The sequence below is a fragment of the Bradyrhizobium centrolobii genome (genome assembly GCF_001641635.1).
Lineage (GTDB): Bacteria > Pseudomonadota > Alphaproteobacteria > Rhizobiales > Xanthobacteraceae > Bradyrhizobium > Bradyrhizobium centrolobii.
Genome location: NZ_LUUB01000073.1, coordinates 1 through 13,143 on the forward strand (window position 1 = coordinate 1; position 13,143 = coordinate 13,143).

Consider the following 13,143-nt stretch of genomic DNA (forward strand, 5'->3'; position numbering starts at 1 on the left):
AGAGCTGGCTCCGGAAATCTGGACAGGGCGATAAGTGGAGTTTCTGCCTGACGGCGGGCAAGATTGTCCCGCGAATCAGGAGAGACGATGAGCAGACGAGCCCGCCGGCACCACGCACCGGCATTCAAGGCCAAGGTAGCGTTAGCCGCAATCAAGGGCGAGATGACGCTGGCCCAGCTGGCTGAGCATTTCGACGTGCACCCGAACCAGATCACGCAGTGGAAGTCCCAGCTTCAGGAAGCGGCGGCCGAGGTATTTGGTGCTGGCGGTGGCAACAGAACGAGCGAGCCGGCGGTGGACGTGAAAACGCTGCACGCCAAGATCGGGGAGCTGACGCTGGAGAACGATTTTTTAGAAGGCGCGCTCAGCAAAGCCGGTCTGCTGAGCGCAAAGCGATGATCGACCGTGAGCACGGCCTGCCGATCACGAAACAGGCGGAAGTTTTGAAGATCAGCCGTGGCAGTGTCTATTATCTACCACGTCCGGTGTCGCCCGCCGACCTCGCGATCATGCGCCGGCTCGACCGGCTGCACCTGGAGTTTCCTTTCGCCGGTTCGCGAATGTTGCGAGACCTGCTGGCTGCCGAGGGGTGCAAGATCGGCCGCCGGCATGTCAAAACGCTGATGCGGCGGATGGGGATAGAGGCGCTCTACCGCCGTCCGCGCACCACCAAACCCGAACCCGGGCACAAGATCTATCCGTATCTGCTGCGCGGGATCGAGATCACACGACCGAACCAGGTCTGGGCAATGGACATCACCTACATCCCGATGGCGCGCGGCTTCGTCTATCTCGCGGTGGTGCTTGACTGGTTCAGCCGCAGGGTGCTGTCGTGGCGCGTCTCGATCACGATGGAAGCCGCATTCTGCGTCGAGACGCTGGAGGATGCTCTTGCTTGCCACGGCAAGCCGGAAATCTTCAACACCGACCAAGGCTCGCAGTTCACGGGCGCCGCGTTCACCGGCGTGCTCGCCAGTCAGGGCATCGCCATCAGCATGGACGGCCGGGGCGCCTGGCGCGACAATGTGTTCGTCGAGCGGCTGTGGCGCAGTGTCAAATATGAGGAGGCCTATCTGCGCGCCTACGACACCGTGTCCGACGCCCGCGCCTCGATCGGCCGATACCTCGACTTTTACAATGGCCGGCGCCCCCACTCGAGCCTTGACCGCGGCACCCCGGATCAAGCTTACTTCAACCCGCTGCCGTTCCGCGCGGCAGCCTAACTCTGGCAGAAGCTCCACTTATCGACGCGGAATTGCTGTTCAGACAACCGAGACCATCTCACATCTCCAAAAGCCAACCGTCCTCGCCGAATGAGGACGATGCATGCTGACCTTGCTCCGCGGGCTTAATCCAGGTTGAAGTTCGCTCTGGCAAAAGACGAGGACAGAGAGGATGAAGCGCAGCTGCGTTTCGGAAGAGCAGATCATCTGGATTTTGACGGAGCACGAGGCCGTGTGTAGCGCGACGATCTGGGAGAGAGGCGCGCTGCCGCGCACGCTCGACCAAGCCATACCGGCGTCGTTGGCTCTCGAGATTGTTGACGACCTGATACGCTGTGGATTGGCGGATATACACGAAAGCGGCGCGTACCAGGTGCGCGGGGGTAATCTTATTCATTGCCTGCTCCCTTTTTGCCGTTGGCTGTAGGCTCGTTAGCCGGCTTCGTCGCTGCTTCCATCAGCAATGCTCGCAGAAGGGCCGACGCCTTCTGGTGTTTGGTGCCAATCATGTCGCTGGGCTGGGTTAGGGGAAGGAACAGATCCATTTGCGTACGACACTGCCTTATCCTCCGGGGCTTTCTTCCTCCGGACGACAGGGTACGAGATGATCAACCAGATTACGCAATTGAAGGAGTTGGCTGACGGGAAGGCGGGGACTCGTTACAATCTCTGTCGAACATGCCGACGGATCGAACATCCAGCCTGGCACCTGGAAGGAGCCGCCATGCGGTTTCCGAATCAGGCAATAATGAACACCGTCGTGCTCATGGTCGCCGGTCACCAGGACCATCCTGGCCAGCCAGCGGGTGGAACGGATAGGTTATCACGGCTTCGAATGTCAAAAACCCGGCACTATCGCCCATGTCTCGGCGCCTTCACTGCCGGCGAACAAGTAATTCTTCTTTCCCAGGCCTATCGGCTTGATGCTGCGCTCGGCCGAGATCTCAATCGCGCGTCGAGATCGCCGAGCGGGCTTCTGGCCCGTGCGATCAGATTGGTTGCGACTTGCGTGTAGCGCTCCGTCGATGGCAGTGGCGCATGGCCAAGAAGGACTTGGGTGAGCTGGATGTCGGTACCGCGCCCGTAAAGGCGTGTAGCAAAGCTGTGCCGCAGAACATGCGCAGTCACCTGCTTATCGAGGGCGGCATGTTGACGAGCTTTGCGGCAAGCCTCTTGCAGCGTGGCGACGCTCACCGGATCGTCTGGATTGCGCCCCGGAAACAGCCAGTGGCGCGGTTTGGTCAGACACCAGTAGGATCGCAGGATGCTGAGCAGCCGCGGCGACAGCATCACGTAACGATCCTTGCCGCCCTTGCTAGCGGTGATCAGGATCAGCATGCGCTTGCTGTCGATGGCGCTGGGCTTCAGGCGGCTGACCTCGCCGACCCGTAACCCGGCAGCATAGGCCGTCACCAGCGTAACGCGGTCGCGCAGGGCCGGTACAGCCTCCAGGAAACGGGCGACTTCCTCCGCACTCAGCACCAGCGGTTGCTTGATCGGCTCGCGGGCCGGAATAATGTTCTCGACCGCCTCCTTGCGCCGTATGCGTCCGGTGAAGCTTTCAATTACCCACATTTGGCCGAGTAGGCTGAGGGGAGCGCATAAGCTGTTTCATCGCAGGAATCGACCGTGATTCCTTGTCTGGCACCGATTCGCGGGGGCGGTGCCAATGGACGGAGAAGCAGACGCATGGTTTGATCGGGAGCTCGCAGGCTGTAGCCTTGCAGACGAGCGCCTGAACAAGCGGCTCCGCAAACTGGTAGCGCAGATCGGTGGCGCCATGGGCCAAAGCATCCCGTTGGTCTGCCAGGATTGGGCTAACACCAAGGCGGCCTATCGCTTTTCTCAAATGACCGAGTTAGCGAGGCGGAAATCCTGGGTGGTCACTTTCGATCGACGCGTGACCGCACGGTCGCCGCCGATGGTCCCATTCTTGTACTCCATGACACGACGGAGTTCACCTATCAAAGAGAGAACACGGAAGCGATCGGGATAACCAAGAGCATAAACAGCGGGCGCGACAAGGCGGGCGTCTAAGATCGCACACGGTTTGCGGCATCCTGATGCACTCGAGCCTTGCGGTGACGATCGAGGGGCTGCCGCTCGGGCTGGCGGCCGTCAAATTCTGGACCCGGAAGAAATTCAAAGGAACCGCGGCGCTAAAGAAGAAGATCAATCCAACGCGTGTTCCCATTGAGAAGAAGGAAAGCATCCGGTGGTTGGAGAATGTCCAACAATCCACCGAGCGTCTCGGTGACGCGGGACGATGCGTCCACATCGGCGATCGCGAGAGCGATATCTACGAGCTTTTCTGCGCCGCTCGCGAAGCCGGAACGCATTTCCTGATCAGGACCTGCGTCGATCGCTTGGCTGGAGACGGCGATCACACGATCGCTGACGAAATGGAAGAAGTCGCGGTCAAAGGCGTGCATCGCATCGATCTCAGAGACAACAACGGCAATCCGGATCAAGCCGTTCTCGAGATCAGGTATCGCAAGCTTCGCGTCCAGCCGCCGATCGGTAAGCAAAGGCGCTATCCCACGCTAACCTTGACGGTAATCCATGCCGAAGAGCGCGGCACGCCGAAGAACCGAAAGAAGATCGAGTGGAAATTGATTACCGATCTGCCTGTTTGCTCTCGCGGGGACGCCATCGAGAAGCTCGAATGGTATGCTTTGAGATGGAAGATCGAGGTGTTCCACAAGATCCTCAAATCGGGTTGCAAGGCGGAGGAATCGAAGCTCAGGACCGCCCAGCGCCTCGCCAACTTGATCTCCGTCTTTTGCATTCTGAGCTGGCGCGTCTTCTGGATGACGATGCTCAATCGTTCAGCCCCCAACGCACAGCCGACTCTCGCATTGACTGCGACCGCAATTACTGTGCTCGACCGCCTTGTGAACGACAGGCCCCGAGCTCGAAGAAAAACGCTCTCGCATTATCTGAACAAGATTGCCAGGCTCGGTGGCTATCTCGCCCGCGCCAACGACCCCCCACCCGGCAACACCGTCATGTGGCGCGGCCTATCTCGCCTGACCGACATCGCGTTGGGCGCCGCGGTCGGGCCAGAAATTGTGGGTAATTGAAAGCCGGTGAAGGCCGCCTTGTCAGGTGAGGCGCGGTATTGAGAACTGTCCTTATGGACAGTGATAAGGTCAGCGCCCAAGTCGGGCGGATCGAAGTGGTTGAGACGCGATATAACGACGCTGAAGGCAATGCTGCGTGCCGAGCGTGCGGCCCGGTTAGCCGCGGAAGCGGAGGCCCAGGCGCGGACATTGCTGATCGAGAAGCTCAAGCTCACGATCAAGAAGCTGCGGCACGAGCAGTTCGGGCAATCCTCGGAGCGCGGAGCGTTGTTGGATCAGCTCGAGTTGCAGCTCGCCGATCTGGACGTGACTGAGACGCTGGAGCTCATTCCACGGCAGTGGAAAGTGATCCAGCATGTGCGCGAGAAGTTCGTCTGCAGGGCCTGCGAAGCGATCACGCAACCGCCGGCCCCCTCCTCACACCCGATCGCGCGTGGACGTGCGGGAGCCACGCTCCTCGCTCACATCCTGTTCGCCAAATACGGCCTGCACCTGCCGCTCAATCGTCAGAGCGATGTCTACCAGCCACGAAGGCATCGACCTCGATGTCTCGACGCTCGCCGACTGGGTGGGCGCGGCCGCGGCAACCCTGATGCCGCTGGTCGAGGCGATCCGGAACCATGTCTTCGCTGCTGAGCGCATCCACGCTGACGACACCACGGTGCCGGTCCTGGCCAAGGGCAAGACCCGGACCGGTCGGCTCTGGACCTATCTATGGACGGTCCCCGCTTTGCAAGAACATTTGCTTTGTTACGGCTAACGATCGTTTGCAGCTATCTATCCGGCTTTATGGCATTGCCACGAGCCTTGATGAGATCCGCGGATCGGCGCCCAATTACGTTGGCGAGCTCGATGCTCGATAGGTCCAACGGGCTTAGCCGACCCCGGTCCGACCGGTTGCCATCACTCTGCTATTGCCCTCGCAAACGGAACCATGCTCGACTCACACTGGAGAGGGGTATTCTTCACCATTAGCCATGATCGCCCAAGCGATCCGGGCAGTTTTGTGAGCAAGGGCCACCGTCACCACGTTGAAGGGACGCCTGTCCAACAACTCTGTTATCCAGGTATTTGTCACCTGATGGATACGGACGCGATGAACGGCTGCTCTGGCGCCATGTATCAACAATTTGCGAATATATCCGTCGCCCCGCTTACTGATGCCGCCCAAACGCTCCTTCCCCCCGTCGAGTGCTGCTTCGGTACCAACCCAAGCCAGGCCGCAAAATGCCTGGCCGAAGCGAACTGTTGTGGATGATCGACGGCCGCCGCCAGGGCGGTGGCAGCGAATGGACCGATGCCGGCCACTTTCATAAGACGGCGACAAACCTCGTTATCGCGCGCGGTTGCGAGGATCACCTTCTCGGAGCTTTCAATCTTGAGCTCAAGGTCTTCGATCTGTTCGACAAGGGTTGAAAGAGCGCGGCGTGCGCCACTATGAAGCGCAAAGAGGAGACCTGCACCAAATATGCGGAAGACCCCAATCTGGATGGCGAGTCAGTGTCGCGGCGAGGTGATGATTGCCGCGCAGATTGTCGCGCGCAAGAGTTTTGTTGAACTCTGATTGTCGCGGAGCGTCAATCAGCGACGGTTTTGGGTGTCGCGTGCGCGGGCGGCCGTCCCGGACCGCGTTTTCGATCGAGCGCGGTGCGCCTGCGATAGCTCTCGACGTTCATCTCCACGATGGTGGCGTGGTGAACGAGACGATCGATGGCGGCGAGCGTCATGGCGGGGTCCGGGAAGACCTTGTTCCATTCGCCGAACGGCTGATTGGCGGTGATCAGCATCGAGCGCCGCTCGTAGCGCGCGCTGATGAGTTCGAACAGCACGCTAGTCTCGGCCTGGTCCTTGGTGACGTAGGCAAGGTCGTCAAGGATGAGGAGATCGAAGCGATCCAGGCGGTTGATCGCGGCCTCGAGGTTGAGCTCGCGGCGAGCCACCTGGAGCTTTTGCACGAGATCGGTGGTGCGGGTGCTGCCTTGGAAATGGAAGCTCCTGCGCCAAGCCGACAAGGACATCTATCAGCAGGCCGGCCTGCCCCTCATGCAACGCCATCGGAACCGCTCGGTCTGCTGATCGAGCGATCGAGGCTCTTTGCTCAGGAGCCGCGCACAGTTGCGGCGCGAGGGCGGTCGCCACCGCACATTTGACGCAGCCGTCGATGAGCGTTGCTTGCGGGCAGCAGTCCATCGGGAGATGATGGTTTTGCTGCCTTCAAAACCGCGGCGCTTGATTTCGGTCCACAATTGCTGCCCGCGGCGTTCACCTTCCTCCCAGCGCTTTTCCAGATAATCTCGGAAAGGATCGACGAGGACGCAGCGCGCGCATCCCAGCCAGGACGCGACCGCATTGGCATTCCGATTCGGCAAAAGATCGATGACGCGATTGCGCTCCAGATCGCAGATGATGGTGCCGTAGCGTTGCCCCTTGCGCCAGGCCCAGTCATCGATGCCGATCACACGCGGCGGCTCTAGCGGCTTGAATTCGGCTGCGCGGATCATCCGTAGCAGCGTGTCTCCGCTGGTCGGCATGCCAAGTCTGTGCGACAGACGTGCGCCCGGCTCGCCGCCGACCGCGAAACCGATCGCCAGTTGCCTGTCGCGGAGACGGGACGTTCGTCTCGCTTTCGGTCGCGCGGTTTCCGGCAACCGCTCAGTAAATATCTGGCGCGGGCACTGCGAATTCGCGCATCGAAAGCGTCGCGCGTTAAGCCGGATCTCGACAATCCGCTCTTGCCACGGCAGATCAGTTAAGCGTCGTACGTAATGGCTGTGGACGCGGCCCGTCCGGCAGCCGCAGCAAGGACAGAACGAGACCGCTGACTTCGTCCGAGCCACGAGCATCACCTTATCGGCCTGGGGAAGGATCTGGACAATCGAAAGCTCGGGGGAGACCAGCGAGCATAAGGCATGGAACAAGGGCGAATCACGGGCATCGACTGCGATTCTGACCTTATGGCCTTATTCGTGCCTTCCGTGAATCCGCCAACTTGCATCAAATATGCGGAAGAACCATTGATTGTCGCACTCTTCCCACCCAGATCGTCGCGCTATATCCGATCATGATGTATTCAGGCGCATTCTCCGTGCAATCGATTTGTCAGCGATCGATGCCACCATCGGACGCGCGGGGCCGGCCGGCTGGAAACGATACCTTAACGAGCTGTGTGAGGACGTCAACGCCGCTTATGAGCGGGAGAGCGATGAGAGGTGAGGCCGGACGAGCTTGGCACCGGATGCGCGACCCGATTCGCCAATTTGTGGGTGCGCGGGGAGGCTGAAAGCCTCGCCCGGTGGCTGTGGGCGAAGCCGACTGCAAGAATACATATCTAGGATGGATGGATCGTATCAAAACAATTGATTTTACTGATTGTGGAGGCTGACCAATATAGAGCCATCGGTCTGACTAGTTGAGCTCGTTTCAATGATTGACAATTCTGGCGCCTCCGTTTCGCGCAATTCTGGCCTGTGTGCGGACTGTCGAACGAGGCATATGGCGACTTCGCCTAGCATTCTTCCCGTATTGGCAAGCTGGATGGCCCCGATCCCACACCGCAATCCGTCCGGAAATCTGGTGGTCGGCGAACCTTGCATGGCTCTTTGGTGCGAGGCTCGCGCCCTCCGAGCAACTGAACCTGCGTCCTCCTCGTAACGAGCCGACGCAAACGCCAGGAGCTTTTCAGCCGGGCCAAGGGCTCGCATCTCCGCACGTCGTCAAACCGATTGACGGAGATGAGGGGACCGGCCTCCTTGAGTGCGAGAGAGGTCCTTCTTACGCGCTCGAGCCATTCTGATGCGGTGGCAAGATCCTCGCGCCAGCTCTCAGCCGACTCAAGGGGCTTATCTGCGGCACAGCTAGATGCGGAGAAGACCAGTGCGAGGCAAGAGCGTCTGTGATGCGCAGCTTTGCCCTGCGACCGAGAATCGGAGCAGAGCATCAGGAATCGATCTGGTGCAGAACTGGCCGGCAATCATGAAGTGCATATTAGTGAATCGTAGGATGCCGTACGGAGTCTCCCTCTGCGCGGAGTGTCACCGCCCCCTCGAAGGAGGCTACGTACGCGATATGTCTACGCGGGCAGCCTTACTGCGATTACGATTGTTATCTTCACGAGCAGACGAGGCGCCTGTTTATGCCGTGGCGACTTATGACAGGATCCGAGAGTGGCGGAGCGCTCGACTATTCGGCCCATGTGAGAGCTTTCACGTCCTTGGTGGCTGCGTCCTGCTGGTACTCGATCTCATTTGCCAGAGCTGCGCTGCGGGTGGGGCAGCTGATGACCGCAGAACTCTTGAGGAAGTAGCTTGCGCACGATTGCTCAAAGCTGTTGGGGCTGACAGCGGCGGGCGGTCGTACCTTATTGCCGTTCTGCAGGACTGACAGCTGGTCCTGACGCGTGAATTTCGTGAGTGACGCTTGCCGTTTTTGAAGATGATTCGAGCTGGAGTTCGTTACCGTCGTGTGTGGCATTATTGGTATTGTGGGCCGCGAACCGGTTGTGGATCGTTTGATCGATTCACTCAGACGGCTCGCATATCGCGGCTATGATTCTGCAGGTATTGCGACGCTGGAGCACGGAGCCCTTACCTGCCGGCGTTCCGTAGGCAAGCTGAACAATCTCGAGCACTGTTTGCGAGAGGGGCCGGTGGGCGGACACACCGGGATCGGCCACACCAGGTGGGCTACACATGGCAGACCGACGGAAAGCAACGCGCATCCCCAAATAACCGCGAATGTTGCCGTGGTCCATAACGGCATCATCGAAAACTTCCGCGAGCTGCGTGCCGAGCTCGAAGCCGAAGGCGCCAGATTCGTCTCCGAAACCGATACCGAGGCGGTTGCGCAGCTTGTCGAATTCTATCTGAAACGGGGTTATTCGCCACAAGAGGCGGTGAAGGCATCCTTGCCGAGGCTACAGGGCACCTTTGCGCTCGTCTTCTTGTTCAAGGGCCATGATGATCTCATGATCGGCGCCCGCAAGGGCTCGCCGCTCGCGATCGGATATGGCCGCGGCGAGATGTATCTGGGCTCGGACGCCATGGCGCTCGCGCAGCTCACCGAAGACATCTGCTATCTTGAAGAAGGCGACTGGGCCGTGCTGACGCGGAACGAGAGCGTGATTTATGACGCGCAAGATAGGCTTGCCCGCCGCGAGGTGCTGAAATCCGACATATCGCCGTTCCCGGTAGACAAGGCGAACTACCGCCACTTCATGGCCAAGGAAATTCATGAGCAGCCGGAGGTGATGGGCCGCACGCTAGCGCGCTATGTCGACGTGACGGCCGAGCGCATTAAGCTGTCGCAAGAACTGCCCTTTCACTTTTCGGACATTCAGCGGATCTCGATCACGGCTTGCGGCACCGCAAGCTATGCCGGCTCTATTGCCAAATATTGGTTCGAGCAGCTCGCCCGTATGTCGGTCGAACTCGACGTCGCCTCAGAGTTCCGCTATCGCGAGCCGCTTCTGCGAAAGGGCGATCTCGCAATCTTCATCTCACAATCGGGCGAGACGGCCGATACGCTCGCGGCGCTGCGCTATGCCAAAACACAACAGGTGCACACGCTCTCGGTCGTCAACGTGCCGACCTCGAGCATTGCGCGCGAGAGCGAGACCGTGCTGCAGACGTTCGCCGGTCCGGAGATCGGAGTCGCCTCGACCAAAGCATTTACAGGCCAGCTCATGGTGCTGGCAGCGCTCGCCGTGGCGGCGGGAAAGGCTCGCGGCGAGCTGTCCGAGTCAGATGAGATCCGGCTCGTGCGGGAATTGTTGGAGATCCCAAGGCTGATTGCCGCCGCGCTTGGGAGCGAGCCCCAGATCGAAAAGGTCGCACGCGAGATCGCCAAATCGCGCGACGTGCTCTACCTTGGCCGCGGCACTTCGTTCCCGCTGGCGCTCGAAGGCGCGCTGAAACTGAAGGAAATCTCCTACATCCACGCGGAAGGCTACGCCGCCGGCGAGCTTAAGCACGGACCGATTGCCCTCATTGGCGAGAACATGCCGGTGGTGGCGATTGCGCCGTATGATCAGGTATTCCATAAGACTGTCTCGAACATGCAGGAAGTCGCAGCACGTGGCGGCAACATCATCCTCATGACGGATGCGAAGGGTGCCTCGGAAGCAATAGCACACACGCTCGCCACCATCGTGCTCCCGGATATGGCTGCCACGTTTGCACCGATGGTCTATGCCATCCCGGTCCAGCTTTTGGCCTATCATGCTGCGGTGATGATCGGCACGGATGTCGACCAGCCGCGCAATCTGGCGAAATCGGTGACCGTCGAATAGGTCGTCTCCGAGCTAGTTCGAGCACCTGGCGCTGTGCCTCCGGATCAGACGAGCTGCGGCGCTCCGCTTCACGATTGATCAGCCACTCCAAGCGAGGTGAGCAAGACATATGGCGCTATCGATGAGAAATGCCCTCCGCTACCCGCCATTGCTGTCCGCCGTTATCGTGCTGGCTCTTTACGCCGTCGCCCAGGCGCAAGATCGCCGCCACGTCGTCCAACCCGTTGCGCCCACAGACGTCTGCGCCCGCCTGGTGCCCTCCAGCACGAACGAGACGGCCAGGCTACAAGAGGCCATTGCCCACTGTCGCGCCGGCGCAGCTGTCTATTTGTCAGGCGGGGCCTTTCTCGCAGGCCCTCTTGAGATGAAATCCGGCGTAACGCTCTGGATCGAGCGCGGCGCGACACTTTTTGCGATCGCCGACCCGACCCTCTATGACAAGGGCCCAAGAAGCTGCGGTCGCATCGATCGCAGAGGAGACGGCTGTCGCCCGTTCATCAGCTTTTCGAAGACGCGCGGCGGCGGCGTCATGGGGGAGGGCTCCATCGATGGCCAGGGCGGTGCGGTCATGACTGGCACCAAAGAGACTTGGTGGCAGCTGGCGCGGCGCGCGCAAAGCGAGGGCGGCAATCAGAACGTCCCGCGCCTCATACAGATCGATCATGCACAAGACATTGCCTTCCACCGCATCACCTTGCGCAATGCGGCGAACTTCCACGTGGCGATGAACCGGGTCGAAGGTGCGACGTTCTGGGGCGTCACCATCGATGCCCCGGCCGACGCCCGCAACACCGATGGGATCGATCCGGGCGCAAGCGAGGATGTGACCATCACCCACAGCTCTATCCGCACCGGCGATGATAATGTGGCCATCAAAGCCGGCAACAACGGCCCTAGCCGCCATATCTCGATCGTCAATAATTACTTCGGTTGGGGACACGGCATGTCGATCGGAAGTGAGGTGAACTCTGGGGTCAGCGACATATTGGTGCGCGATCTCGCCCTGGACGGCACGACCTGGGGCTTGCGCATCAAAAGCGACGTCAGCCGGGGCGGCCCCGTGGAGAGGGTAAGTTATGAGAATGTCTGCCTGCGTGGTAACCGTTGGCCGATCTATTTCGATACACGCTACGATGCTCGCGCGCGCGGCGACAAAATTCCGGTGTACCGCCAGATCGCTCTGCGTCGTGTGCGCGGCGGTGATGGCGCATTGGTCATGCGCGGACTGGACCAGGGGCACGCTCTGAAGCTCCTGCTTGACGACGTGCGATTTTCCGATCGCGCAACCTGGCAGGTGGAGAATGCCGATGTGGCGGCTTCCGGCATTTGGCCGCCTTTGCAGGGGGCAGCTGGCGCGCCGGCCTCCGGCTCGTGGGTCGGATGCGCCAAGGCATTTCGCTGACATCTTTCCTTGGACCGGTCGTCGTGAGACCAAAGCGGCGGCAAGCGGTCCAAGACGCCATGGCTGCTCCTATTTCATATCTTGATTGCCGGCTGGAAGCCAGGCGGTGTCGTTGCCGAAAAATGCCCTTAGCGACCATCCTCCGGCTTCGCTGTCTGTCAGCTGATGGGAGTAAGGCTCGCGTCGTCCGGGAGTGGCCCCGATACCCGTCGATTTGTATTCGGCATAAAAGGCTGTCTTCAGTCTCTCGGTCTTGTCGCGATCCCACTCGCTCCAGCCTTCTGCGATCACCGGCGCATCCATCTTGGTGAAGAGGAAAATCACCGTTGCGTAAGGGCGCCAGGGGCGACCGAGCACAATTTCGTGTGCACGAGGATCAGCCGTCAGGATGCAATGATCGAAGACATAGGCACTGTCCTGATCCGGCGCGTCCTTGCTTTGAGCAGTGTAGACGACGGCGTGATTAGCAATGCCGTGCAACTCACAGTGATCAAAATAGGCCCTGGCATTGCCGAATACGAAGTCCACGTGTCCCTCGATGTAGCAGTCCGAGAAGTATTGCCGCGACATTTTGCCCTTCGACTTGCTACCTGCAAACAGCGTGTCCTGTGCGCCCAGCAGGCGGACGCGAGTGATAACGTTCCTGTCTCCGACAAGCGACAATGCCACGGCCTGCGACGGCGGATTGTCGGGATTTTGCGAGTAATCGTTTTGGATGCTCAGATTGTCGAGCCGAAAGTCGTCTCCAGACGATTCCAAGGTCGCGGAATGCGAGGTTCCTCCCACTTTGATGGCACCGTCGCCATAGAGTAAAATTGTATCGTTCGGCCTCTTTCCAGTGCCCCGCAGATGAACGCCGGGTTTGAACACCTTGATCTTCTCACGATAGATGCCCGGCGCTATCAGGATATCGCCGCCCAGCGCTGGTAAGGCGTCTATGGCCTCCTGTACGGAGCGGTAGGCTCTGCCGCCGGATTGAGAGACCAGAAGTGGCTCGGCGCGTGCCTGAAGGCCGAAGCATCCGGCCAGGACGGCGGCGGGAATCGACAAGAATCGTATAAGCAGCGCAATCTCCTTCTGGTTAGCTGCAGGACTGATTTGTCGGACGCCTCGAACCGACACTCGACTTCTGACGGTCCGAGCCGAAAT

Annotated in this window: 10 protein-coding genes and 3 pseudogenes; 8 read left to right on the forward strand and 5 right to left on the reverse strand. The window is 60.0% G+C overall.

Annotation, left to right across the window (positions count from 1 at the left end; genetic code table 11):
* Nucleotides 1-87 precede the first annotated feature (87 nt).
* A protein-coding gene (locus AYJ54_RS23500; RefSeq protein WP_136623864.1) for an IS3 family transposase occupies nucleotides 88-1,223 on the forward strand; the annotation gives its coding sequence in 2 pieces (ribosomal slippage) (nucleotides 88-346 and nucleotides 346-1,223; 1,137 coding nt in all).
* Between the two features lie 172 nt (nucleotides 1,224-1,395).
* Nucleotides 1,396-1,650 carry a hypothetical protein gene (locus AYJ54_RS54060; protein ID WP_063677074.1) on the forward strand — a complete coding sequence of 85 codons (255 nt, stop codon included), beginning with the start codon at nucleotides 1,396-1,398 and terminating at the stop codon, nucleotides 1,648-1,650.
* 485 nt (nucleotides 1,651-2,135) lie between these two features.
* Here the strand turns inward: AYJ54_RS54060 and AYJ54_RS23510 are convergent, their stop codons facing one another.
* On the reverse strand, nucleotides 2,136-2,798 hold the full coding sequence (locus AYJ54_RS23510) for a tyrosine-type recombinase/integrase (RefSeq protein ID WP_063677073.1): 663 nt from the start codon (nucleotides 2,796-2,798) through the stop codon (nucleotides 2,136-2,138).
* Between the two features lie 94 nt (nucleotides 2,799-2,892).
* Here AYJ54_RS23510 and AYJ54_RS52670 point away from each other — a divergent pair, with 94 nt between their 5' ends.
* The 3 genes and pseudogenes from AYJ54_RS52670 to AYJ54_RS47720 form a co-directional block, all read left to right on the forward strand.
* Nucleotides 2,893-3,219: an IS4/Tn5 family transposase DNA-binding protein gene (locus tag AYJ54_RS52670; protein WP_245315428.1), complete on the forward strand. Its 327-nt coding sequence runs from the start codon at nucleotides 2,893-2,895 to the stop codon at nucleotides 3,217-3,219.
* Nucleotides 3,220-3,283: 64 nt separating this feature from the next.
* Nucleotides 3,284-4,306, forward strand: coding sequence for an IS4 family transposase (locus AYJ54_RS23515; protein ID WP_245315433.1), 1,023 nt, complete (start codon nucleotides 3,284-3,286; stop codon nucleotides 4,304-4,306).
* Nucleotides 4,307-4,435: 129 nt separating this feature from the next.
* A pseudogene (locus tag AYJ54_RS47720) lies at nucleotides 4,436-5,021 on the forward strand (transposase domain-containing protein); the annotation flags it as partial.
* Between the two features lie 228 nt (nucleotides 5,022-5,249).
* Here the strand turns inward: AYJ54_RS47720 and AYJ54_RS54065 are convergent.
* A pseudogene (locus tag AYJ54_RS54065) lies at nucleotides 5,250-5,620 on the reverse strand (transposase).
* Between AYJ54_RS54065 and AYJ54_RS51375 the strand changes: the two are divergent.
* Nucleotides 5,561-5,722, forward strand: a complete 162-nt coding sequence (locus AYJ54_RS51375) for a hypothetical protein (protein ID WP_201723638.1) — start codon at nucleotides 5,561-5,563, stop codon at nucleotides 5,720-5,722. The pseudogene AYJ54_RS54065 and the gene AYJ54_RS51375 overlap by 60 nt on opposite strands.
* Nucleotides 5,723-5,883: 161 nt before the next feature.
* Here AYJ54_RS51375 and AYJ54_RS23530 read toward each other — a convergent pair.
* Together AYJ54_RS23530 and AYJ54_RS23535 are read right to left on the reverse strand one after the other, a co-directional pair.
* Nucleotides 5,884-6,279, reverse strand: a pseudogene (locus tag AYJ54_RS23530) (ATP-binding protein); the annotation flags it as partial.
* Nucleotides 6,280-6,327: 48 nt separating this feature from the next.
* Nucleotides 6,328-7,224 (reverse strand): ISL3 family transposase, encoded by an 897-nt coding sequence (locus tag AYJ54_RS23535; RefSeq protein ID WP_082905829.1) that lies wholly within the window; start codon nucleotides 7,222-7,224, stop codon nucleotides 6,328-6,330.
* A gap of 1,541 nt (nucleotides 7,225-8,765) precedes the next feature.
* Here AYJ54_RS23535 and glmS point away from each other — a divergent pair.
* Together glmS and AYJ54_RS23545 are read left to right on the forward strand one after the other, a co-directional pair.
* The gene (gene glmS / locus AYJ54_RS23540; RefSeq protein WP_063702613.1) at nucleotides 8,766-10,592 is read left to right on the forward strand and encodes a glutamine--fructose-6-phosphate transaminase (isomerizing); all 1,827 of its coding nucleotides are present in this window, start codon (nucleotides 8,766-8,768) and stop codon (nucleotides 10,590-10,592) included.
* Between the two features lie 121 nt (nucleotides 10,593-10,713).
* The gene (locus AYJ54_RS23545; protein ID WP_063702633.1) at nucleotides 10,714-11,994 is read left to right on the forward strand and encodes a glycoside hydrolase family 28 protein; all 1,281 of its coding nucleotides are present in this window, start codon (nucleotides 10,714-10,716) and stop codon (nucleotides 11,992-11,994) included.
* A 69-nt stretch (nucleotides 11,995-12,063) separates the two neighbouring features.
* Here AYJ54_RS23545 and AYJ54_RS23550 read toward each other — a convergent pair whose 3' ends face one another.
* Nucleotides 12,064-13,044, reverse strand: coding sequence for a pectinesterase family protein (locus tag AYJ54_RS23550; RefSeq protein ID WP_245315426.1), 981 nt, complete (start codon nucleotides 13,042-13,044; stop codon nucleotides 12,064-12,066).
* Between the last annotated feature and the right edge of the window lie 99 nt (nucleotides 13,045-13,143).